Origin of the sequence: Amycolatopsis sp. lyj-90 (assembly GCF_046549035.1) — a bacterium.
Classification (GTDB): Bacteria; Actinomycetota; Actinomycetes; order Mycobacteriales; family Pseudonocardiaceae; genus Amycolatopsis.
Genome location: NZ_JAJPWP010000007.1, coordinates 428,674 through 451,090, shown reverse-complemented (window position 1 = coordinate 451,090; position 22,417 = coordinate 428,674). Strand labels below are relative to the sequence as shown.

General features: G+C 68.1%; 19 protein-coding genes. 9 read left to right on the top strand and 10 right to left on the bottom strand.

What is annotated here, in order from left to right; genetic code table 11:
* Positions 1-53: 53 nt before the first annotated feature.
* Positions 54-1,187 carry a metallophosphoesterase gene (locus ACLJPX_RS28420; RefSeq protein ID WP_410603265.1) on the bottom strand — a complete coding sequence of 378 codons (1,134 nt, stop codon included), beginning with the start codon at positions 1,185-1,187 and terminating at the stop codon, positions 54-56.
* A gap of 136 nt (positions 1,188-1,323) precedes the next feature.
* On the opposite strand from ACLJPX_RS28420, the gene ACLJPX_RS28415 reads away from it, so the two are divergent.
* Positions 1,324-2,184 carry a hypothetical protein gene (locus tag ACLJPX_RS28415; RefSeq protein WP_410603263.1) on the top strand — a complete coding sequence of 287 codons (861 nt, stop codon included), beginning with the start codon at positions 1,324-1,326 and terminating at the stop codon, positions 2,182-2,184.
* 51 nt (positions 2,185-2,235) lie between these two features.
* Here the strand turns inward: ACLJPX_RS28415 and ACLJPX_RS28410 are convergent, their stop codons facing one another.
* A complete protein-coding gene (locus ACLJPX_RS28410) occupies positions 2,236-4,497 on the bottom strand; it encodes an ATP-binding cassette domain-containing protein (RefSeq protein WP_410603261.1) in 2,262 nt (753 codons plus the stop codon).
* 78 nt (positions 4,498-4,575) lie between these two features.
* Here ACLJPX_RS28410 and ACLJPX_RS28405 point away from each other — a divergent pair, with 78 nt between their 5' ends.
* The 5 genes from ACLJPX_RS28405 (at position 4,576) to ACLJPX_RS28385 (ending at position 8,607) form a co-directional block, all read left to right on the top strand.
* Positions 4,576-5,358, top strand: coding sequence for a TetR/AcrR family transcriptional regulator C-terminal domain-containing protein (locus ACLJPX_RS28405; RefSeq protein WP_410603259.1), 783 nt, complete (start codon positions 4,576-4,578; stop codon positions 5,356-5,358).
* Between the two features lie 10 nt (positions 5,359-5,368).
* On the top strand, positions 5,369-5,800 hold the full coding sequence (locus ACLJPX_RS28400) for a nitroreductase family deazaflavin-dependent oxidoreductase (RefSeq protein ID WP_410603257.1): 432 nt from the start codon (positions 5,369-5,371) through the stop codon (positions 5,798-5,800).
* Positions 5,801-5,902: 102 nt separating this feature from the next.
* A complete protein-coding gene (locus ACLJPX_RS28395; RefSeq protein ID WP_410603255.1) occupies positions 5,903-6,382 on the top strand; it encodes a pyridoxamine 5'-phosphate oxidase family protein in 480 nt (159 codons plus the stop codon).
* A gap of 30 nt (positions 6,383-6,412) precedes the next feature.
* Positions 6,413-7,960 carry a GAF domain-containing protein gene (locus tag ACLJPX_RS28390; protein ID WP_410603253.1) on the top strand — a complete coding sequence of 516 codons (1,548 nt, stop codon included), beginning with the start codon at positions 6,413-6,415 and terminating at the stop codon, positions 7,958-7,960.
* Positions 7,957-8,607, top strand: a complete 651-nt coding sequence (locus tag ACLJPX_RS28385) for a response regulator (protein ID WP_410603251.1) — start codon at positions 7,957-7,959, stop codon at positions 8,605-8,607. The genes ACLJPX_RS28390 and ACLJPX_RS28385 overlap by 4 nt, the downstream gene beginning before the upstream one ends.
* On the opposite strand, the gene ACLJPX_RS28380 is transcribed toward ACLJPX_RS28385, so the two are convergent.
* Positions 8,604-9,275 (bottom strand): sigma-70 family RNA polymerase sigma factor, encoded by a 672-nt coding sequence (locus ACLJPX_RS28380; RefSeq protein ID WP_410603249.1) that lies wholly within the window; start codon positions 9,273-9,275, stop codon positions 8,604-8,606. The two genes, ACLJPX_RS28385 and ACLJPX_RS28380, sit on opposite strands and share 4 nt — an antisense overlap.
* A 244-nt stretch (positions 9,276-9,519) precedes the next feature.
* Between ACLJPX_RS28380 and ACLJPX_RS28375 the strand changes: the two genes are divergently transcribed.
* On the top strand, positions 9,520-11,289 hold the full coding sequence (locus tag ACLJPX_RS28375) for a chitinase (protein ID WP_410603247.1): 1,770 nt from the start codon (positions 9,520-9,522) through the stop codon (positions 11,287-11,289).
* Positions 11,290-11,734: 445 nt separating this feature from the next.
* On the opposite strand, the gene ACLJPX_RS28370 is transcribed toward ACLJPX_RS28375, so the two are convergent.
* The 3 genes from ACLJPX_RS28370 to ACLJPX_RS28360 form a co-directional block, all read right to left on the bottom strand.
* Positions 11,735-13,126 carry a cellulose binding domain-containing protein gene (locus ACLJPX_RS28370; RefSeq protein WP_410603245.1) on the bottom strand — a complete coding sequence of 464 codons (1,392 nt, stop codon included), beginning with the start codon at positions 13,124-13,126 and terminating at the stop codon, positions 11,735-11,737.
* Between the two features lie 10 nt (positions 13,127-13,136).
* On the bottom strand, positions 13,137-14,786 hold the full coding sequence (locus tag ACLJPX_RS28365; RefSeq protein ID WP_410603243.1) for a glycosyl hydrolase family 18 protein: 1,650 nt from the start codon (positions 14,784-14,786) through the stop codon (positions 13,137-13,139).
* Between the two features lie 260 nt (positions 14,787-15,046).
* A complete protein-coding gene (locus ACLJPX_RS28360; protein ID WP_410603241.1) occupies positions 15,047-15,478 on the bottom strand; it encodes an RpiB/LacA/LacB family sugar-phosphate isomerase in 432 nt (143 codons plus the stop codon).
* Positions 15,479-15,538: 60 nt separating this feature from the next.
* On the opposite strand from ACLJPX_RS28360, the gene ACLJPX_RS28355 reads away from it, so the two are divergent.
* The gene (locus ACLJPX_RS28355; RefSeq protein ID WP_410603239.1) at positions 15,539-16,171 is read left to right on the top strand and encodes a TetR/AcrR family transcriptional regulator; all 633 of its coding nucleotides are present in this window, start codon (positions 15,539-15,541) and stop codon (positions 16,169-16,171) included.
* Here the strand turns inward: ACLJPX_RS28355 and ACLJPX_RS28350 are convergent.
* The gene (locus ACLJPX_RS28350) at positions 16,168-16,701 is read right to left on the bottom strand and encodes a DM13 domain-containing protein (protein WP_410603237.1); all 534 of its coding nucleotides are present in this window, start codon (positions 16,699-16,701) and stop codon (positions 16,168-16,170) included. The genes ACLJPX_RS28355 and ACLJPX_RS28350 overlap by 4 nt on opposite strands.
* 58 nt (positions 16,702-16,759) lie before the next feature.
* Complete coding sequence (locus ACLJPX_RS28345) at positions 16,760-17,785, bottom strand: medium chain dehydrogenase/reductase family protein (RefSeq protein WP_101610114.1); 1,026 nt, start codon at positions 17,783-17,785, stop codon at positions 16,760-16,762.
* Between the two features lie 169 nt (positions 17,786-17,954).
* Here ACLJPX_RS28345 and ACLJPX_RS28340 point away from each other — a divergent pair, with 169 nt between their 5' ends.
* Complete coding sequence (locus ACLJPX_RS28340) at positions 17,955-18,821, top strand: bile acid:sodium symporter family protein (protein ID WP_101610113.1); 867 nt, start codon at positions 17,955-17,957, stop codon at positions 18,819-18,821.
* A 15-nt stretch (positions 18,822-18,836) separates the two neighbouring features.
* On the opposite strand, the gene ACLJPX_RS28335 is transcribed toward ACLJPX_RS28340, so the two are convergent.
* Positions 18,837-20,318 carry a hypothetical protein gene (locus ACLJPX_RS28335; protein WP_410603234.1) on the bottom strand — a complete coding sequence of 494 codons (1,482 nt, stop codon included), beginning with the start codon at positions 20,316-20,318 and terminating at the stop codon, positions 18,837-18,839.
* Entirely contained in the window at positions 20,315-22,309 is a 1,995-nt protein-coding gene (locus tag ACLJPX_RS28330; protein ID WP_410603232.1) for a hypothetical protein, read from the bottom strand. Before ACLJPX_RS28330 ends, ACLJPX_RS28335 begins: the two co-directional genes overlap by 4 nt.
* Positions 22,310-22,417 lie beyond the last annotated feature (108 nt).

Below are 22,417 nucleotides of genomic sequence, written 5' to 3'. Positions count from 1 at the left end.
AAAAGTTGTCGGTAATGCCCGGTGCGTCGCCCGAAGGCGTCGCAACCAGAGGACTACTTGCTGTTTCGCAAGGTCAGGAGGGTGATCTCGCTCGGTGCGAAGACGCGCAGCGGCGGTCCCCAGAAGCCGGTGCCGCGGCTCGTGTAGAGCTGCGTGCGCTCGCCGTGGCGCGAAAGCCCGGCCAGAACGGGCTGGTCGAGCCGGACCAGGAGGTGGAACGGCCAGATCTGGCCGCCGTGGGTGTGCCCGGAGATCTGGAGATCGATCCCCGCCTCGGCGGCCTGCTTGACCTGCTTCGGCTGGTGCGCGAGCAGGACGACCGGGGTGCTCGCGGCGACGCCGTCGAGCGCGGCGGGAAGGTCGGGGCCGTGGCCCGGGAGGCCCGAGGCGGCGCCGGTCGGGTCGTCGATCCCGGCGAAGACGAGCGTGTCCCCGCCCTGGGAGACGGGCAGGTGCCGGTTGTGCAGCGGTTCCCAGCCGAGGTCGCGCATGTGGTCGAGCCAGGCCTGTGCCTCGCCGAAGTACTCGTGGTTGCCGGTGATGTAGAACTTGCCGAGCTTCGCGCGCACCTTGCCGAGCGGCGCGACCTGCTGGGCGCGTTTGGCGACGGAACCGTCGGCGAGGTCGCCCGCGTGGGCCACGACGTCGGCGTCGAGTTCGTTCACCACCTCGACGACCTTCTCCGACCACTTCGTCCGGTTCAGCGGGCCGAAGTGGGTGTCGGTGATGATCGCGAAGCGGAGACCGTCGAGCCCGGCGCCGAGCCGGGGGAGGACGACGTCGAGCTCCTTGAGCCGCGGCACGCGCCGGGCTTCGACCATCCCGTACGCCGCCAGCGCCGCGAAGGCCGCCAAGACGACGCCGGACACGATTCCCGCCGCACTGTCCACTCCGGACACCGAGAGCACGAGTCGTAGCACGTTTCCGAGTACCGACAAGGAGAACAGCAGCCAGATCAGTCCGAGGGAGAGGTCGCCGATCTTCGCCGCGACGTCGCGCTGCCACGGGCCGTGGCCGAGGATCATGCACGCGGGCACGGCCAGCGCGGCGACGGCGAACACGATCGTTCCGAGGACTTCGAGCGCGGCCGGGAGTTCGGGGGATCCGACGATCGTCCACCACGGCACTCCGAACAGGAGGGCGAGAACGGCGATCAGCGCGGCGACGCGGACAAGGATGCGGGGCATGATGCGGCCAGACTAACAGACCATTGGTCTCTACCGCGGTCCTCGCTGAGGGCCTCTCAGCTACGTCGGTGGACGTACACGAGGTGTCGCTTCACGGGCGACGCTTCGCGAGCCGGACCGCAAGACACTCTTCCGTATGAAGGAGTTACGGCGGATCGAGCGCGTCGCTTACGTGACCGGGGCGCTCCTTTTCCTCAGCGGTGTCGTGCACGCGGTCGTGCTGATCGCGTCCGGTGATTCGTGGACCGGGCCGCTGTCGATGCGGAAGGCGGTCACGTTCGGGTGGGCGTTCGGGCTGACGCTGGTCGCCGTCGCCTGGGCGACGTCGTACGTCGCGGTGCGGCCACGCGTGCGGAACGTGCTGCTCGGCGTCTTCACCGGGGCGAGCGTCGTCGAGACGGCGCTGGTGAGCATGCAGGCCTGGCGCGGGGTGCCGTCGCACTTCAACTTCGAGACCGGTTTCGACAACGCGGTGTCGACGACGCTCGCGGCGGGCGGCGGCGTCATCATCCTGACGGCGGTCTCGTTCACCGCGGCCGCGATGCGCGGCGAAGGGGAGACCACGCCGAGCATGCGGCTCGCGGTGCGATCGGGACTCGTCGCGCTGCTGGTCGCGCTCGGCGCGGGCGCCGCGATGATCGCGAGCGGCGTCGTCGAGGCGCGGGGCGGGAACCCGCAGGCCGCGTACACCACCGCCGGCGCGCTGAAGCCGCTGCACGCGGTGGCGATGCACGCGATCCTCATCCTGCCGGGGCTCGCCTGGCTGCTGCGGTTCGCGGACTGGACGGAACGGCGGCGCGTGCGGCTGGTGTGGGTGGCGATCGGTGCTTACGCCGTGCTGACCGCGGTGGTGGGGGTCGAATCCGTCGCCGGGGTTTCGCCGCTGGCGGCTTCGCCTGTCGAGACGGTGACCTCGGGGCTCGCGCTGGGGGTGCTGGCTGTGAGCGGTGCAGTGGCCCTTCGTGAAGCGGTTCGTGCTCGGTCCCGCGCGCTATGAAAGGCCCGTTACTTGCAAAATTTGCAAGTAACGGGCCTTTCATAGCGCGCGCTAGCGCCCCACGTAAGCGCGCAAGTGCTGTGCCGTGAGCGTGTCACCGGAGGTGACCAGCTCCGAAGGGGGCCCGGTGAACACGACCTCGCCCCCGTCCACCCCCGCGCCCGGTCCGAGGTCGACGATCCAGTCGGCGTGCGCCATCACGGCCTGGTGATGCTCGATGACCACCACCGTGTTCCCGTCGTCGACGAGCCGGTCGAGCAGCCCCAGCAACTGGTCGACGTCGGCGAGGTGCAGTCCGGTGGTCGGCTCGTCGAGGACGTAGGTCGCCGACTTCTCCGCCATCCGGATGGCCAGTTTGATCCGCTGCCGTTCCCCGCCGGAGAGCGTCGTGAGCGGCTGCCCGAGCCCGAGGTAACCCAGGCCGACGTCGGAGAGCCGGTCCAGGATCGTCCGCGCCTGCCCCGAGGTGAAGAACTCGCGCGCCTCGGCGACCGGCATCGCGAGGACCTCGCTGATGTCCTTGCCCCGCAGCTTGTAGGTCAGCACCTCGGCGGTGAACCGCTTGCCCTCGCACTCTTCGCAGACCGTCGCGACCCCGGCCATCATCGCCAGATCGGTGTAGATCAGCCCGATGCCCTTGCACTTCGGGCACGCGCCTTCGGAGTTCGCGCTGAACAGGGCCGCCTTGACGCCGTTGGCCTTGGCGAACGCGGTGCGGATCGGGTCGAGCAGGCCGGTGTAGGTCGCCGGGTTGCTCCGCCGCGAGCCGCGGATGGCCGACTGGTCGAGCACCACGACGTCGTCCCTTGTGGACAGTGAGCCGTGGATCAGCGAGCTCTTGCCCGAACCGGCGACCCCGGTGACCACGGTCAGTACCCCGAGCGGGATGTCGACGTCGACACCGCGCAGGTTGTGCCGGGTCGCGTTCCGGATCTCGAGCTGCCCGGTGGGCACGCGGACCTCGTCCCGCAGCCGTGCCCGGTGGTCGAGGTGCCGTCCGGTGAGCGTGCCGGACGCGCGCAACCCGGCGACGTCGCCGGTGAAGCAGATCTGCCCGCCGTTCGGCCCGGCGCCCGGGCCGAGGTCGACGACGTGGTCGGCGATCTCGATCGTCTCCGGTTTGTGCTCGACGACGAGCACCGTGTTCCCCTTGTCCTTCAACAGGAGCAGCAGGCCGTTCATGCGCTGGATGTCGTGCGGGTGCAGCCCGACGGTCGGCTCGTCGAAGACGTAGGTGACGTCGGTGAGGCTGGAACCCAGGTGCCGCACCATTTTCACGCGCTGCGCCTCACCGCCCGACAGCGTCCCGGATTCCCGGTCGAGGCTCAGATAGCCGAGGCCGATCTCCACGAGCGAGTCGAGGGTGCCGCGCAGGGTCTCCATCAACGGGCCGACCGAGGGGTCGTCGAGTTTGCGGACGAAATCGGCCAGATCGTTGATCTGCATCGACGAGCAGTCGGCGATGTTCAGGCCGTCGATCTTCGACGACAGCGCCGCCTGGTTGAGCCGGGCGCCTTCGCACGCCGGGCAGCGCTGGAAGGTGATCGCGCGGTCCACGAAAGACCGGATGTGCGGCTGCGTCGCCTCCTTGTCCTTCGCCAGGAACAGCCGCTGGACCTTCACCAGCAGGCCTTCGTAGGTGGTGTTCATCCCGCCGAGCTTCATTTTGGTGGCGGGTTTGTGCATGAAGTCTTCCCACTGCTGCGGGGTGTAGTCCTTCAGCTTGACCGCCGGATCGACGAAGCCCGCCTCCGCCAGTCCCTTCCAGTACCAGGACCCCGGCGCGAAGTTCGGGACGGTGATCGCCCCTTCGTCGAGCGAAAGCTCCTTGTCGACGAGCTGGTCGACGTCGATGGTGGAGACCTTCCCCAGCCCCTCGCAGTCGGGGCACATCCCCTCGGGAAGGTTGAAGCTGAACGCGCCGGAGGTCCCGACGTGCGGCCGGCCCAGCCTGCTGAAGACGATCCGCAGCATGGTGTGCGCGTCGGTCGCGGTGCCGACCGTGGAGCGGGAGTTGGCCCCCATCCGCTCCTGGTCGACGACGATCGCGGCGCTCAGGTTCCGCAGCGTGTCCACGTCCGGCCTGCCGACCGGGGCCATGAAGGACTGGATGAACGCGGTGTAGGTCTCGTTGATCAGCCGCTGCGATTCCGCGGCGATGGTGCCGAACACCAAGGACGACTTCCCCGAGCCGGAAACACCGGTGAAGACGGTGAGGCGGCGTTTGGGGATGTCGACCGAGACGTCGGCGAGGTTGTTCTCTCTGGCTCCGCGCACCTGGATCATGTCGTGGCTGTCGGCGGCCGAAGGCATGGCTCTCCCCTGGTTAGAACTCTTTAGCCTGTAAAGTGAGGGTAGCAGAGGTTACTTTATGCTGTAAGGAGTGGGCAAGTGGTCGTCTACGCGGCTCAGGGGGATCCTCGACGGTCGATGGCCCTGCTGTGGCGGACGGAGTCGCCGGACGTCGAGCGTCCCGGCCCCAAGCCGGGACTTTCGGTGGAGCTGATCGTCGAGACCGCCGTCGCGATCGCGGACGCCGAGGGGATGGCCGGCCTTTCGATGCGTGCCGTCGGGGACAAGCTCGGCCGCACGGCCATGGCGCTCTACACCTATGTCCCGAGCAAGAGCGAACTGCTCGATCTCATGTACGACAAGGCGCTCGCCGAGCTTTCGGTCACCTATGACGGCGAAGGCTGGCGAGCCGACGCCACGCGCTGGGCCGAGGACCTTTGGGACTTCTACCTGCGGCATCCCTGGGTCCTGCAGGTCTCGCAGGCGCGGCCGGTGCTGGGCCCGAACGAGTACGTCGTACTGGAGGCGCTCGTGAAGATCCTGCGCCGCACCGGGCTGTCCCCGGTGGTGCTGCGGCGGCTGATCAGCGCGTTGTACTCATGCGTGCGCGAGCCCGCGAGGACGGCTTCGGAGTCGCGGCTGGCCGAGAAGGCGACGGGCCAGTCCGACGACGAGTGGTGGTACGAGCGGTCCGCGCACCTGAATGAGGTCTCGCCGGATTTCGCCGAGCGTTTTCCGACGCTGACCTGGCTGGAGGGCGAGCACGCGTTCCGCATGGAGGACGAGACGGTGTCCTATTTGGAGCAGGAGGCGAGGGAGGCCTTCGAGTTGTCGCTGACCGTTCTCCTGGACGGGATCGAAGTCGCGATGAAAGCGGAGTAGCCTTCTCCGCATGCCCAGTGATTTCGCCTTGAAGACCATGAACGCCGTCCATCGCGTCATCCAGAAGGTCAGCGGCGGCCGCGCCGGCTGGCAGGTCGCCGGGATGACCGTCCTGGAGCTGACCACCATCGGCCGCAAGTCCGGTCAGCCGCGCACCGTCCTGCTGACCTCGCCGCTACGCGAGGGCGACGCGTACGTCATCGTCGCCTCCCGCGGTGGCGACGACCAGCACCCGGCGTGGTTCCTCAACCTCCGCGACAACCCCGACGTCCAGGTCACCTTGAAGGGTGAGACCGCGCAGCCGATGGTCGCGAGCGTCGCCGACACCGAGCTGCGTGCCCGCCTGTGGCCGAAGATCACCGCGGACTACAAGAACTACGCGCAGTACCAGACCAAGACCGAGCGCGAGATCCCCGTGGTCCTGCTGGCGCCCAAGGCGTAACGCCCGGCATCCCCCGCGAGGGGCCGGGTCCATCGGCCCTACCGGCGAGTCGGTAAGCCAGGGACCGTTGTTCTCGACGAGGTACACGATGAGAACGCGAGGATGCCGATGTCCGACACCTTGGGTCTCGAGACGCTCGACCGCGAGCAGTGCCTGTCACTGCTCGCGGGCTCCGGGCTCGGCCGGGTGGTGTTCACCTCCCGGGCACTGCCGGCGATCCAGCCCGCGCGGTTCGCGCTCCACCACGGTGCGATCGTGATCCGGACGCCGTCACAGAGCGCGTTGTTCGCCGGAGTACTCGACAGTGTGGTGGCGTTCGCCGTCGACGAGTTCGCCACGGACCTGGGGGCCGGTTGGTACGTCACCGTCCTCGGCCGCGCCTCCGAGGTGCGTGACCCGATCGTGACCGCCGAGCTCGCGACCCTGCCACTGGGCTGCTGGACTGGGCGAACGGACTCCCGGTACCTCCGGATCCCGGTCGAGTCCGTAACCGGACGAAGGATCCTTGGCGTGTGCAGTAACGAAGCACTGTCCGTGATCGACGCACCAGATGAGCGATCCGGGCGCGTTTGTCATTCCTGACCCCACTGCCCGGGGAGTTACTCCGGGACGGTGACGCCAGTGCGGCGGGTGAGTGCGGCGGGTGACGCCAAGGCGCCCAGGATCCTGGACGCGGTGGCCGGGATCGCCCACGATCTCAGCCTGCCCGACGTCCTTCGGCGCATGGTCGAGTCGGCCTGCGAGCTGACCGGTGCGCCGTTCGGCGCGCTGAGCGTGCTCGATTCGGAAGAATTCATCCGCTTCGGTGACGCGTGGGAGAGCCCGCCGTCCGAAGACGAGTCCCGCGTGATGCCGATCCGCATGCGCGGCCGCATCTTCGGGATGCTGTACCTCGCCCGCAAACCGGACGGTGAAGAGTTCACCGAAGCCGAGGAGGACCTGCTCGTCGCGCTCACCGCGGCGGCCGGTGTGGTGATCGAGAACGCCGCGCTGTTCGACCAGGTGCAGCGGCGCGAACGCTGGCTCGAGGCGTCCTATCACGTCACCGGCGCGCTCCTGACCGACCAGGACCTGACCGCGACCCTGCACCTGATCGCCGACCGCGCCCGCGTCGTCGCCGGTGGCACGGCGGGCGCGGTGGCCCGTCCGCGAGGCGACGGGCAGCTGGTCTTCGAGATCGTCGAGCCGCCGGGCCCGGACGCGGACCGCCTCGCCGGGATCGCCGTGCCGACCGAGGGCACCGCGACCGGGATGGCGTTCACCACCGGCAAACCCGTCGTGGTCCGGGACTACGGCGAAAAAGTGGTCGAGTACCAGGGCGAACGTGGCGCCGTGATGCCCGCGGTGATCAAGGACCTCGACTCCACGGTCGCCGTCCCGCTGATCGTCGGCGAGGAGAAACTCGGCGTGCTGCTGGTGGCGAAGTTCCGCGACAAGACCCCGTTCTCCGCCTACGACGTCCAGCTCGCCGAGACCTTCGCCGCGCACGCCGCGCTCGCGGTCGAATTCGCCCGTGCGCAACAGGACAGGCAGCGGCTCGCCGTCTTCGAGGACCGTGACCGGATCGCCCGCGACCTGCACGATCTGGTGATCCAGCGGCTGTTCGCGATCGGGCTCGGCCTGGAAGGGCTCGGCAGGCTCGCGGGCGAACCCGCCGTCGCCGACCGCGTGAGCACTTTCGCGCACGAGATCGACCGCACGATCCGCGAGATCCGCAACAGCATCTTTTCGCTGCAGGAACCGGCGGAGGCGCAGGGCAGCCTCCGGTCGGAGCTGCTGCGCGTCGCCCTCGACGCGGGCTGCGCGTCCGAACCCCGGGTCGGGTTCGACGGGCCGCTCGACTCGACCGTGCCGGACACGGTCCGCTCGGATCTCATCGCGACCCTGCGCGAGGCACTGTCCAATGTGGTCAGGCACGCGGCGGCGACGACGGTGTCGGTCGACGTCTCCGTCGACCGCGACGGGCGGTGGCTGAAACTTTCGGTGGTCGACGACGGTGTCGGGATGCCCGCCGAACCCGGCCATCGCAGCGGCGTGGCGAACCTCGCCGAACGCGCGGCCCGCTGGAGCGGGTCGTTCAGCGTCGAAGCGAGGCCGGAAGGCGGGACGAGGCTCGACTGGTCGGTGGAGCTGCCGGCCCGACAGGGGAGTGTGGGATGACGATTTCGGTGTTCCTGCTGGACGATCACGAACTCGTCCGCACCGGGTTGAAGACCGTCTTCGAAGCGGAAGACGATCTCACCGTGGTGGGAGAGGCGTCCACGGCCGCCGAGGCCTTCGTCCGGATCCCCGCGGTCAAACCGCAGGTCGCGGTGCTCGACGTCCGGCTGCCGGACGGCGAGGGGGTCAGTGTCTGCCGGGAGATCCGGGCGTCCATGGACCCGCCGCCCGCCTGCCTGATGCTGACGTCCTATTCGGACGACGAAGCGTTGTTCGGCGCGATCATGGCCGGCGCGGCGGGGTACATGCTCAAGCAGGTCTCCGGCGGTGCGCTCGTCAAGGCCGTCCGCACGGTCGCCGCGGGCGGATCGCTGCTGGACAGCACGCTGACGGCTTCGGTGATGAACCGCCTGCGTGGCGAGAGCGACGATCACCCGGACCCGCGGTACGAGCAGTTGAGCCCGCAGGAGCGGCGGGTGCTCGACCACATCGCCGACGGGCTGACCAACCGCCAGATCGCGGAAAAGCTGTTCCTGGCGGAGAAGACGGTCAAGAACTACGTGTCCTCGCTGCTGCACAAGCTCGGCTTCGAACGCCGCACCGCCGCCGCCGTCTACGCCACCCAACGTCGCAAGCCGTCCGCTTAGAAGATCGTGAACCCGTCGGCGAACCCGGGATCCTCGCGCAGCACCCGGCGCAGTTCGTTGAGCGCCCGGTGCTGGGTGACGCGGACCGCGCCCGCGCTCGCCATGCCCAGCGCGGCGGCGGTCTCTTCGGCGCTGAAGCCGAGGATCACGCGGAGCGCCAGCACATCCCGCTGCTTCGCCGAAAGGACCTTGAACAGCCGGGACAGCCGGCGGCCGCGATCCGCCTTCTCGACCTCTTCGAACGTCGGGTTCCACGGTCCGTCCTGTTCGGGCTCCGGATCGGGGACCGGCGCGGACGGGTCGCGGGCGAGGTTCCGGCGGACGTCGGCGACCTTGTGCGAGGCGATCCCGAAGACGTACGGCAGGAAGCTGTTGTCCTGGTAGCTGTAGCGCGGCAAGGCGACGAGGACGGCCATCAAGACCTCCTGTGCGCAGTCCTCGGCGCTGGAGATGCCGCGTGTCGTCCCGCCCAGCCTGCTCGCGCAGTACCGGAACACGATCGGCCGGAGAAGCGTGAGCAGGTTCCCGACGGCTCGCTTGTCGCCACTGATCGCCGCGCGGATCATCTCGCCGTCCGGCTCACCCGGCCGGGGCACGTACGAGGCACGCTTTCCCGCCGAGTACGCGTCAGTGCTGTCGGCCGGGCGCACCGCTTCGGACACGGTCATCACGCCGGATGGGCCGTTCTCGGTGCGTACCTGTGCGTTCCCATCGTCCCCACCTCCCGAAAGCCCCCAGCTCTGTTTGGCCCTTCCGACGTTACGGAACGCGTTCGGGAGTCGCACCGGTACAGCAGCCCGGAGTAGTCGGGTCTTTAGACCCTGGTGGGCCCTGGCTATGGACTTTCGCCAGATTGGTCTAGACAATTAGCCCAGCGCGGCGGCAGGCCGCCCTTGGTACGGAGGAATCGCGATGAGGCGTTCCAGATCCCTGGCCTTTCTGGCCGTCGTGGTGCTCACGTTCGCCGGTTTGATCACCGGCGGCGGCACCGCGAGCGCGGCCAACCTGCTCCTCAATCCCGGCTTCGAGGCGGGTTCGACGTCCGGCTGGTCCTGCGCGGCGGGCGCGGCCGTGAGCACGCCGGTCCGTTCGGGTGGTTACGCCGTTTCGGTCACGCCGGGCTCGACGACCGGGAAATGCGCACAGACGGTATCGGTCAAGCCGAGCACGACCTACGCGGTTTCCGCCTGGGTGAACGGGAACCCGGTGTACCTCGGGGTCACGGGCGGGCCGTCGACCTGGACCGCCGCGACCTCCTACACGCAGCTTTCGCTTTCGTTCACGACGTCGGCCACGCAGACGACGGCGGAGGTGTACGTGCACGGCTGGTACGGGTCGAGCACCTTCTACGCGGACGACATCAGCCTCGACGGACCGGGCGGCGGCACCCCGGGAGCGCCGCCGGCACCGGGGAATCCGGCCGTGGGCACGGTGACGAACTCGTCGATCGCGCTCTCGTGGGGAGCCTCGGCAGGCACGGTGACGGGGTACCGCGTGTACGAAGGCGGGAACGTGGTCGCGACGGTGACCGGGACCTCCGCCACCGTTTCGGGGCTGACGGCCTGTTCTTCGCACAGTTACTCGGTGGCCGCGTACAACAGCGCGGGTGAATCGCCCAAGAGCGCGGAGGCGGGCGCCACGACCGGCGGCTGCGTCGACACAGGCCTGCCGAAGCACGCGCTGATCGGCTATCTGCACGCGAGTTTCGCCAACGGCTCCGGCTACACGCGGATGGCCGACGTCCCGGCTGCCTGGGACATCGTCAACCTCGCCTTCGGTGAGCCGACTTCGGTGACGTCGGGCGACATCCGCTTCACGCGGTGCCCGGTGGCGGAATGCCCGACCGTGGAAAGCGACGCGGACTTCATCGCCGCGATCCGCGCGAAGCAGGCGCAGGGCAAGAAGGTGCTGATCTCCATCGGCGGTCAGAACGGCCAGGTCCAGCTGACCACCACGGCTGCGCGCGACGCCTTCGTCAGTTCGGTTTCGGCGATCATCGACCGCTACGGGTTGAACGGGCTCGACATCGACTTCGAGGGACACTCGCTGTACCTCAACTCCGGTGACAACGACTTCCGCAACCCGACCACGCCGGTGATCGTCAACCTCATCTCGGCGCTGAAGACGCTGAAAGCCAAGTACGGCGCGGGATTCGTGCTCACGATGGCGCCGGAGACGTTCTTCGTGCAGACCGGCTACCAGTACTACGGCGGGCTCGGCGGCGCGGACAACCGGACGGGGTCGTACCTGCCGGTGATCCACGCGATGCGGGACGCGCTGACCGTGCTGCATGTCCAGGACTACAACTCCGGACCGGTGATGGGGCTGGACAACCAGTACCACTTCATGGGCGGCGCGGACTTCCACATCGCGATGACCGACATGATCAAGGCGGGCTTCACGGTGTCCTCGACCGGATTCCGGTTCCCGGGGCTGCGTGAGGACCAGATCGCGTTCGGCCTCCCGGCCGCGGTGAGCGCGGGCAACGGGCACACCGCGCCGGCGGCGGTGCATTCGGCGCTGAACTGCCTGGTGAAGAACTCCGGCTGCGGGTCGTACACGTTGCGCGGCGGTGCTTCGCCCGCGCTGCGCGGGCTGATGACGTGGTCGATCAACTGGGACCGGTACTACGGCTGGGAGTTCCAGAACGCCCACGAACCCTTCCTGAACGCCCTTCCCTGATCCGCGTTTCGTCCTCTGGTTGCGGTCCTTGCTTGTGCAAGGACCGCAACAAGAGGACTACTTGCGTGGGTGCTTGAGGTGGGTGGGGGTGCGACCGGCCCGCTCGTGCCTCGCGGGGTGCTATGAAAGGCCCGTTACTTGCAAATTTTGCAAGTAACGGGCCTTTCATAGCACCCGGGGGTGGGCACGCGGCCCGAAGTATCGGCGCAACTAGAGGACGGCTTGCTCTGGGAGACGCGCCACGCGGTGCGGTGTCCCAACGCAAGTAGTCCTCTAGTTGCGGTAGTTGCGTGTGCAAGGACCGCAACTAGAGGACTAGTTGCGCAAAGGGGAGGCGGGCACGGGAGAGGCGGGCAAGGGGGAGGCGGGTAAGGGGAGGCGGGCATGGAGCGGGCCCGCACCGTGCAGCTTCGGTGCGGGCCCGCAGTTTCAGGGGGAAGGGACGTCAGAAGCCCGCGGTGATCCGCGTGAAGTCCCAGTCGTTCTGCGCGATGCCACTGCAGTTCTCGGCCACCCCGCCGTTGGGGCAGCCCCGGTCACGGTTGGTCGACCAGAACGCGAGCCTGGCGATCTTGTTGGTCTTGGACCAGTTGGTGATCCTGGTCCAGGTGTCGAGACTCGTCAGTTCCCGCTGGTCCGAAAGGCCGTTCATCCCGCTGATGCCGAGGTGGCCGTACGCCGTGGCGTCGTTCCACCCGAACGTCGACTTCAGCTTGTCCCGCAGGCCGTTCGCGGCGTTGATGGTGTTCCCGTACATGTCCGCGCCGCCGCCGAAGTCGAACGGCATGATCGTGTAGACGTCGATCCCGGCGTTCAGCGCCTTCGACTGGTCGATGAGCCGCTGACCCCAGGAGTTCGGGCCGGTGGTCGTCGTGCCGAAGGTGAGAATGGTCTGGATACCGGGGTTGTTCGCCTTCACGATCTTCAGTGCGTTCAGGACACGGTCCTGCACAGTCGCGTTCTCGAACTCGTCGGTGTTCTCGATGTCGATGTCGATCGCCTTGAGACCGTAGGCGTCGATCACCTTCTGGTAGGCACCGGCGAGCAATTCCGGCGTCGAGCAGTTCGGGCCGAGCTTGTTGCCGCTCCACCCGCCGAAGGACGGCACGATCTGCCCGCCCGCGGCCTTGATCTGCGCGATCGCGTTCGCGTCGGCGCTGCCCTGCAGCGGCCGGCTGCCGTCCCAGGCGGGATTGCATCCACCGGACGACAGGATGAACGCCATCGTGAACCACTTGATGCCGGTCGCGTTCATGACCGTCTGCGGGTTCGGCGGGCTGCCCCAGCCCATGTACAGATACGGCGCGCCACGGCCGCCGGGCAGCGGCGGGTTGCTCGTGGTGGTCGTGGGCGGGGTCGACGTCGTCGTCGTAGGTGTGGTGGTGGTCGGTGTGGTGGGGGTGGTCGGCGTCGTGGTCGGAGTACCGCCGCCCGGATCACACGAGCCACCGTTGATCTTGCAGTTCGCCGGGGCGACGTAGCCGCCGGAGTACTTGACGTTGAACCCGAAACTGGTGCTGCCCCCGTTGCCGAGGTTGCCGTTCCAGGTGTTCTTCACCGTCACGTGCTGGCCGGAAGCCGTGTAGCTGCCGTCCCACAGCGAAGCGATCGAATGTCCCGCGGGGAGGTCGAATTCGACCGTCCACGTGGGAAGGCTCGATCCCGAGTTGTTGCTGATCGTGTACTTGCCTTCCCAGCCGGAGCCCCAATCGGAGCCCTTGCTGAAGGCGGCGCCGACGCCGCCGGCCGCGGAGGCCGGCGCGATCACGAGGACCGCGCCGGCCGTTGCGGCAGCGGCGGCCAGGCCGACGGCCTGGATCCAAGTCCGCTTAGCCACTGTCAACCTCTCAGTTCAGGCCGTTGCGCATGGCCGTGACGAGTTCACCGTTGCCGGTGTCACCACTGAGCTCCCAGAAGAACGCGCCGCCGAGACCCTGGTTCTTGGTCCAGCCCATCTTTCCGTTGATGGTCGCGGGAGTGTCGTAGCTCCACCAGTTGTTGCCGCACTTTGCGTACGCGGTGCCCGCGATCGTGCCGGTCGACGGACAGCTGTTCTTGAGGATCTTGTAGTCCTCGATGCCCGCCTCGTAGGTGCCCGGTGCCGCGCCGGTCGCGGTGCCGCCCGGCGTGTCCTGCGTGACGCCGGTCCAGCCTCGGCCGTAGAAACCGATACCCAGCAACAGTTTGTTCGCCGGGACGCCCTTGGCCTTGAGCTTCTGGATGGCTTCGTCGGAGTTGAAGCCCTGCTGCGGGATACCCGGGTACGCCGTCAGAGGCGAGTGCGGGGCCGTCGGACCCTGCGCCGCCCAGGCGCCGAAGAAGTCGTACGTCATGACGTTGTACCAGTCGAAGTACGCCGACGCGGGACCGTAGTCGGCGACGTCGAGCTTGCCGCCGCTGCTGGCGTCCGCGGTGATCGCGGCGGTGACCAGGAACGAGGAACCGAACTTGGTGCGCAGCGCCTGTGCCACGTTCTTGATCGCGGCGGGGCCGCTGGTGTCACAGGTGAGACCGCAGGCGTTCGGGTACTCCCAGTCGATGTCGATGCCGTCGAAGACGTCGGCCCACCGCGGGTCCTTGATCAGCTTGTAGCAGGACTCGGCGAACGCGGTCGGGTTCTTCGAAGCCTGGCCGAAGCCGCCGGACCAGGTCCAGCCACCGAACGACCACAGCACCTTCAGGCCCGGGTACATCTTCTTCAGCTTGCGCAGCTGGTTGAAGTTACCGCGAATGGCGCCCGCGTCCCACGAGTCCGCGACACCGTCCACACTGGACCCGGCGTCGTAGAACTTGTCGTAGTCGGCGTAGGTGTCGTCGTTCGCGGTGCAGGAACCGTTGGTGACGTTGCCGAACGCGTAGTTGATGTGCGTCAGCTTCGCCGCGGAACCAGAAGTGTGAATGTTCTTCACGTGGTAGTTACGTCCGTAGACGCCCCACTGCACGAAGTAGCCGAGGTTCTTCTTCGCGCCCGGGTTCGGGTTCGAAGTCGTCGTGGTCGGCGGATTGCTCGTGGTGGTCGTCGTCGGGGGATTCGACGTCGTGGGGTTCGAGGTGGTCGTGGTCGGCGGGTTCGACGACGTCGGGGTGCCGCCGCCCGGGTCGCACGAGCCGCCGTTGATCTTGCAGTTGGCGGGCGCGGTGTACGCGCCGGAGTACTTGACGTTGAAGCCGAAGCTGACGGTGCCACCGTTGGGAACGTTGCCGTTCCAGGTGTTCTTGACCGTCACGTGCTGGCCGGAGGCCGTGTAGCTGCCGTCCCACAGCGAAGCGATCGAGTGTCCGGCCGCGAGGTCGAACTCGAGCGTCCACGAGGTCAGGGCGGCGCCGGACTTGTTGGTGATCGTGTACTTGCCTTCCCAGCCGGCGCCCCAGTCAGACCCCTTGGTGAGGGTGGCTCCGACCCCGCCCGCCGCGTTCGCCGGAACGGTCACCAGACCGACCGCCAACGCCGCGACGGCCGTGAACAGGCCGATCAGATGCCATCTTTTTCTCGACATTTCACTCCTTACAAACCCGGTGCAGGAAATGATCTTGGAGAGGATTTCGTCAATGGGAAATCGGCGACATCGCGTTGCCGCGGCCGAAGCCGGGCAGGCGGGGATGCGTCTTCATCGACCACCTCCATGCGGAACGCTTTGTTGCGGGAGACGGTACGTGGTCTGGACCAATATGGGAAGCGTCACTACGTAGAGTGGTGATTTTCCTGCGAACGGCCTAATACGTTCGACAGCGTTATTCGTTCACTGGTTCGGTGCCCTTACCGGCGAGGTTCGTCCATTTCGCCCAGCCGGGCGATATTCGCCGATTCGTCCTCGTCCGGCGCTATGCCGGAAAGGAACACCTCGGTGATTTCGACGGCGACGTCGGGGGCGAGCCGTTTGAGGCTCAGTGCCAGGACGTTGGCGTCGTTCCACCTGCGCGCGCCCGCGGCGATCCAGGTGTCCCAGGCCAGCGCCGCGCGCACCCCGGGGACCTTGTTGGCCGCGATGGCCGTGCCGGTCCCGGTCCAGCACAGGACGACGCCGAAATCGGCCTCGCCGTCGGCGACGGCCTTGCCGACCGCCGCGCCGAGTTCCGGCCAGAGCTCCGACGTCGCGGGGCGGATCACCTCGTGACCGGCCTCGGCGAGGAAGGCCTGGACGGCGTCCGTGGTGGCGTTCCGGTCATCGGCCGCGAAGGCGATCTTCATCTCCCGATCGTAACGCCGCGTCGACAGGTGGCGAACCGGAAGTCGTGGGAGGATCCCGTCGTGGACTCGTCTGCGGAGGAGCGTCATCAGCTCGAGCGCGACCAGGAGATCGCAAGGACACGGATTCTCGAAACCGCCGCCCGCATCATCGGCGAGACCGGATTCGCCCGGCTCAAGATCGGGATGATCTGCGCCAGGACCGGCTATCACAGCGCCGTCGTCCACCAGCTGTTCGGCTCGAAGGAGACGCTGGTGCAGCGGCTCGTCGAGTTCGCGGCGGAGAAGTTCGCCGACGTCTTCAGCGCCGCCGTCGCCACCCGGACCGGCGGGCTGACGCCCAGTCCGATGGACATGGTGCGCGCGCTGCTGGACATCTTCTTCGAACTGCTCACCGACATGCCGCCGCTGAACCGGGCGTTCGTGGTGCTGTGGACGGACGCGACCGTCGGTGATCCGGCGGTGCGGTCGGCGATGACCGAAGCCGATCGCCGCTACCGGTTCGCCATCGCCCAGACCGTCGCCGCCGGGATCGCGGACGGCTCCATCTCGGGTGTCCGTGACCCCGACGCGTACGCGGCGGCGCTGGTCGGGCAACTGCGGGGGATCGCGGTGGCGGCCATCATCGATCCCGGCGGAATCGATCTGCGAGCCGTCCGCGCGGAGATGGAATACGCCGTGGACAGGCTCGTCTAACCGGTTTTGGTCAGTTCGGCCGCCCCGAACGAGACGTCGAACCGGTCGCACCAGATGGTCACACTCGAATAGCGCGCCAGATCGGTCCCCTCGGGCAGAGTGTAGTTCTGGCTTCCCTTGTTGCCCTTGAGTTTCCCGGCACTCACGTGCGCGCCGTCGTCGAACACGAACCAGCCGTCCTTGCCCGGCAGGACCGGCGCGCCGGTGAGCAGGACCCGCAGATCCGGCCCGTTGCTCGTGTCGAGATTCTCCAGGCGCAGCACCAAGGATCCGTCGGGGGCGCGCAGGATCCGGACGCCGCCGCTGGTCGCGTGCTCGTGGCTGATCAGTTCGCCGGTCGCCACGATCGCGGGCTCTTCCGGTGCGGGGGCGGCACTCGCGGAGAGGGGAGCCGAGGTCTGGGCGACGGGCAGGGCTTCCTGCACGGTTTCGTTCACCCAGAGCTTCCACGGCTGGAACCAGTAGAGGCCCGCGGCCACCGCCACCACCAGTCCGGCCGCCAGGACGGTGAGCACCCGCTTGCGTTTCATGCCGCCATTCAACCGTGTGCGGAGTCCGGAATGCCGGGTTGGCGCGGTTACCGAACTCTTACGGGGTGAGCACCACCTTGCCCGCGACCGTCCCGGATTCGGCCAGCCGCATCGCTTCCGCGACCCTGCTCAGCGGCAGCCGTGCCGCGACCTGTGCCGTGATCGCGCCGTCCTTCAGTGCGGCGAAGACCTGGGTGAGGTCGGCGCGAAGGCGGGCACGGAACCGGTTCTTGGCGAAGGACCGTCCCGCCCAGACGTTGAAGAAGTACGCGTTCCGGCCGTTGGGCAAGCTGTTCCACAGCATCACGCGGGCAAGGATCTTGAGGACGGGCAACTGCTTGGAGCCTTCGTCGTCGCGGGTCGCGGCGCTGCCGTAGGAGACGAGCGTGCCGCCGCGGGCGAGCAGCTTCCACGACGCGGGCACGCTGGCGCCGCCGACGTGGTCGAAAACGGCGTCGACGCCCTCGGGCGCGAGCTCACGGACGCGGGCGGAGATGTCCTCGGTCCGGTAGTCGATCGGCATGACTCCCAGGCGCCGCAACGCTTCGTGGTGCCGCTTCGACGCCGTGCCGATCACCTGCACCCCCGCCTTCGCGGCGAGCTGGACCAGCAGCGAGCCGACGCCGCCGTTCGCGCCGTGGACGAGGATCGTCTGCCCGGCACGCACCTTGGCCTTGCGGTGCAACATCTGCCAGGCGGTGATGCCGTTGACCACCGCGGTCTCGGCTTCTTCCGCGCCGAGGCCGTCCGGGACGGGCACGACGTCGGCGGCGTCGAGGACCACGTGGCTGGCCCAGCTCCCCACCTTCGTCAGCGCGGCGATCCGGCGGCCGGCGAGCGCGCCGTCGACCCCGGCGCCGGTGGTCAGCACCGTGCCGACCAGGTCGTACCCGGGGACGAAGGGGAACGGCGGCTGGTCGTAGTACTTGCCGCGGCGCATCTGCTGTTCGGCGAACGAGACCCCGGTCGCCTCCATCGCGACCACGACCTGGCCGGGGCCGGGTGCGGGGAGCGGGCGTTCCCGCAGCTCCAGGCCTTCCGGCTCGACCTTGCCCGGCAGTACCACCTCGGTCAGCGTGTTCATCTCGATCTCCCTGATTGCCTGTCGTGTCCGTTAGAGCCTGTAACCATAGTGAGCACTGCTCTCGGAAATGTCAAGCGGGGTCACGTCTGGGTTTCGGTGCCTTGACCGGGTTCTCGCCAGTTGACACGATTGCCGATCTGAAAACGGCATATCGGACGGAGGCCCTTCGATGGGTTCGGCGATGTTCTCGGTTCTCCTGCCGGTAGCGCTGGCACTGGTCATGTTCGGGCTGGGGCTGACCCTGACCGTCGGCGACTTCACGCGGGTGCTGAAGTACCCGAAGGCGGCCGTCATCGCGCTGGTGTGCCAGATGATCGTGCTGCCCGCCATCTGCGTCGGCCTCATCCTGCTGTTCGGCCTCGGGGGCGTGCTCGCCGTCGGGATGATGCTGCTGGTCGCCTCACCCGGCGGGACTTCGGCGAACCTGTTCAGCCACCTCGCCGGCGGCGACGTCGCCCTCAACGTCACGCTGACGGCGATCAACTCCGTGCTGGCCGTGTTCACCCTGCCGCTGGTGGTCGGCCTGTCGATGGCCGCGTTCCTCGACGGCGGTGCCACGGTCGGGCTCCAGCCCGCGAAGTTCGTGCAGGTGTTCGCGATCGTGCTGATCCCGGTCGTGATCGGGATGGCGGTGCGGAGCCGGTTCACCGACTGGGCCGAGCGGATGCGCAAACCGGTCAAGATCGGCTCCGCCGTGGTGCTCGTGCTGGTGATCGGGGCCGCGATCGCGCAGGAGTTCCGGACCCTGATCGACAACATCGGGACGCTCGGGCCGGTGGCGCTGGCGCTTTCCGTGCTCAGTCTCGCGATCGGGTACTACGTGCCGCGGCTGTTCCGGGTGGACCGCGGGCAGTCGATCGCGTCCGCCATGGAGATCGGCGTGCACAACGCCACCCTCGCGATCGCCGTGGCGATCTCGGTGCTCGGCGACAAGGCGATGGCCGTGCCCGCCGGGATCTACGGCGTGCTCATGTTCTTCCCCGCCGGGATCGCGGCCGTGCTGTTGTCGCGGAGCCGGGAGAGCGCGCGAGTGTAGAGGTGGGCCGGGGTCTCACCCTGCCGGTGCGGAGAGCTGGACGTACTCGGGTGTGTCGTCCACCCGCACCCGCAGGATCGGCACCGTCTTGTTCACCGGGTCACCCCGGTCGTCGAAGGAGATCATGCCGCTCGCGCCGGGGACCGCCAGCTTGCCGTGCAGGCGGTTCTTGGACTGGAGCACGTCCTGCGCCGTCACCTGGGCGGGCGCGGTCCTCGGGATGCCGCGGATCGCCCACACCACGGTGAGGACCGCGTCGTGGGAGAGGATGGCGATCCCGTCGTCCAGCCGTTCCTTCGGGAACACCGCGCGAAAACATCCGGTACACCCCTCTTCCTGGAAACTCGCGACGGCGGCGGGGTTGAACACCGACGGCTCGGTCGTCCACGCGCGGGGGTGGGCGAGCCCGGGACCCAGCACGGTCACCTTCGATTCCAGCCCCCTGCGCATTTCCTGACTCGGCGGGCCGACCAGCGCCAGGTCACCGGTCAGCACCGTGATGGGCCGGTCGAGGCACGGGCGTTGCGCCAGTTCCGCCACGAACGAGGCGAGATGGTTCTCGCGGCCCGCGAAGTACACCACTTCCGCTTCGTTGCCACAGATGTTCGGCATCATCTGCAGGAACGTGTTCTCGATCCCCGGTAGGCTGGAGTCGTACACCTCCGTGCGACCGACGATCCGGTGGGTGTCGTCCGCGAACTTGTCGGTGAAGGCCACCGCGAGCGTCTTCGGGTAGAGGTCTCCCGGATTGACGTCCCGCACCACGGTCGCGGTGCGGGCGGTGGGACGGACGTAGCCCGCGGCGGCCATGCCGTAGGTGGTACTCGTCGGGGACACCCGCATGAAACCGGGGATTTCGGAGAACTCGTCGGCGGCCACGGGTGAGGCGACGACCGGGATCTTGTGCTCTGACAACCGTTCGATGGCGCTGCGTGCCGAGCCGAGGCTCAGGCCGATCCCGGTGACGGCGACGAGGCGTTCGCGTTCCACGCGTCCGATGAGGTCGTCCACCACGGGTTGCCAGTGGCTCAGCCTGCTGCCGGGATTGGCCAGCAGCAACCGGATCAGCGGCAGACTGCCCCAGGACCCGGTGGTGTTCGCCCGGCGTTGCGCGATGTAGGCGCCCTGGATCTGGTGCCGGACCCACTCGGCGGACAGGATGTCGTTCTCCACCAGGGTCATCGGCAGCATGAGCGCGATAGTCACGTAGGGCTTGCCCGAACCGGTGACGGAAGCGTTCTCCTCGCGGATGTGTGTCTCCACATCGGACAGATCCGGGGAGAACACGTAACCGCCGTCCGTGACGCCGACGCATTCCGCGTACTCGCCGCGTTTTTCCACGCCATCGCCGCAACTGCGCCCGGCTTCGTCGATCGCCGGGACGACGACGAACACGACCACGAGCGCGGCGACGAGCAGGAGCACGCCGCCGCCCGCCGTCAGCCACTTCGACCACGTCGGCCGTGGTGGTCTGATCCGCTCGCTCCGTGCGGTCATCGGTATCTCTCCGCCCTTTCGTGCAACAGGATGGATCCCCGTCCCCGGCCGTGCGCCAGCTGGTGGAAACCGCCTTCGATGGTCGAGTTCAGCGTGCCGCCCGGATCGCCGAGCGGATCCGCCGCGATCCACAACGCGACCACCAGCCAGGAGAGGGTGGTCTCCAGTTCGCCGTCGGCGTGCCCGGCGTGCGCCTCCAGCTGTTCGTACGCTTCCGCGCCCGCGTCCAGCCGGTTGGGCGCCGCGGTGATGACGTCGAGTTCGGCGAGCCAGGCTTCGGCGGCCGCCACGTCGAACTCCGGCTGGTGGTCGTCGGCGAACGGCTCGCTCAGGTGCGCGACGACCGCGGAGACGTTCTCCAGCGCCAGGTCGTGATAGCGCGCGGCCACCCGCTGGCCGTGTTTCCCGTAGAAGTCGCGGCACCGGGTGTGCACCCGCTCCCAGTTCAGCGGGTGATCTTCGGGGCGGGCCGCGAGCTCCTGCAACAGAATCCGGCGCAGCCACGGGTGCAGGACGTAGTGGAGCTCCTCGCCGGGCTCAGCCCGCAACCACAGGAGATCGCCGAGTTCCTTGAACAGCGCGCCTTCTTCCGTGGCGTTGCGCAGATCGACGATGTTCTTGTGGAACAGCGTTTCCACGTCACGCGCGGCGCTCGCCGTGACGAGGTCCTGCCTGCTCGGCACCGGCAGGTCCTGCAGCAGATAGGCCTGCGCCGCGGCGAGCAAGGTCGTCTCGGTACCGTCCTCGGCCTCGACGCCGGTCCGCAAGGAGGTGCGGAGCGCGTTGGGGGCGCGGGAATCGTAGAGCTGAGCCGAAGCGCCGAACACCGTGGTGACCGCGCCGGGATGCCCGTCGGTGAGCCGGTACAGGAATCGTGGCAGCCGCGAGGTCGGGTGGATGTCGCCGCGGGCGACGATGTCCACCACGTCGTCTTCGGAAAGCGCGCCCAGTTCGAGGAGATACCACGGATACCAGCGGGGGTCCCCGCCCACCGTCCAATCCGAGTCCACATCGGACGGTTGCCGCGGCGACGGCGCCCGCAGCCCGTCGGTCCGGTGGGTCGTCGGCCGTCTTCGCGACGGCGCACCCCGTTGCGGGGTCAGCAGCGACCAGCTTTCGTTCCAGTCCGGATTCCATCTCCGGCTGGTGGCGATCACCACCAGCGGATCGGGCTCGCCGCCGGAGCGATGCCGCGCCTCCGTCAGGGTCCGCAGGAAGACCTGGCCACCCGGGGTGTGCGCGTTGTCCAGCAGGACGACGCTGTTGAGCGTGCGGCGTGACCGGTTGACGCCCTGGTAGCCCAAGCGCAGATCGGTGAGGAAGGCGTCGCAGAAGATGCCGTCGACGGCCGCGCGGTCCTCGTCGTCGCCTCGCGCGTGCTTGGCGATCTCGATGAGGAAATCCTCGTGGTTGCCGGTGCTGGCGGGCAGCGCTTTCATCTTGCCCGCCAGCCGTCGCCTGCCGTACCAGCCGAGTCCGCGCAGCAGCAGATCGGTGGCTTCGGGCCAGCCCTTCAAACCGCCCGCCGGAGCGACCCCGCCGACGAGGCGCACCACGTCGACGATCGTTTCCCGGTTCTGTTCGAGCGGCTGGTTCTCCGCCAGCAGTTCACGGATCTTGCGCAGCGCGGCCCGGCGGTCGCGCAATTCCACCGGCGCGCTCAGTACGAGCATGCACAGCCACAGCCGGGGAAAGGCCAGCCTGCCGAACTGTTTCCGGTGCCTGCCGAGGTCGAACGCGAGGTGGGCGAGCAGTTCCCTCGGCTGGATGTTCTCCCGTTCGTGTCGTTCGAAATCGAGATAGGCGTGCGGTATTTCTTCGCAGCGCTCGGCTATCGCGTCGAGCAACGCGGACTTCCCGGTTCCCCGCGCGCCGAGCGCGACCACGACGGGCAGGGCCCGGCTTTGCCCTTTCGGGCGGGTGAGCAGTTCCTCGACCAGGCCGCCGGTGATGGCGCCGAGACCGGATATTCGGGGTGTGCCGGCAGGCATCGGCCCCCCTCCCCGCGCGGCTCCCCGATTCGACCGCGCCCACTTTGAGCGTCGACTATAGACAGCCGAGGGGATTCCATGCGGTGACAAAGGCACCGGTGGTCCGTG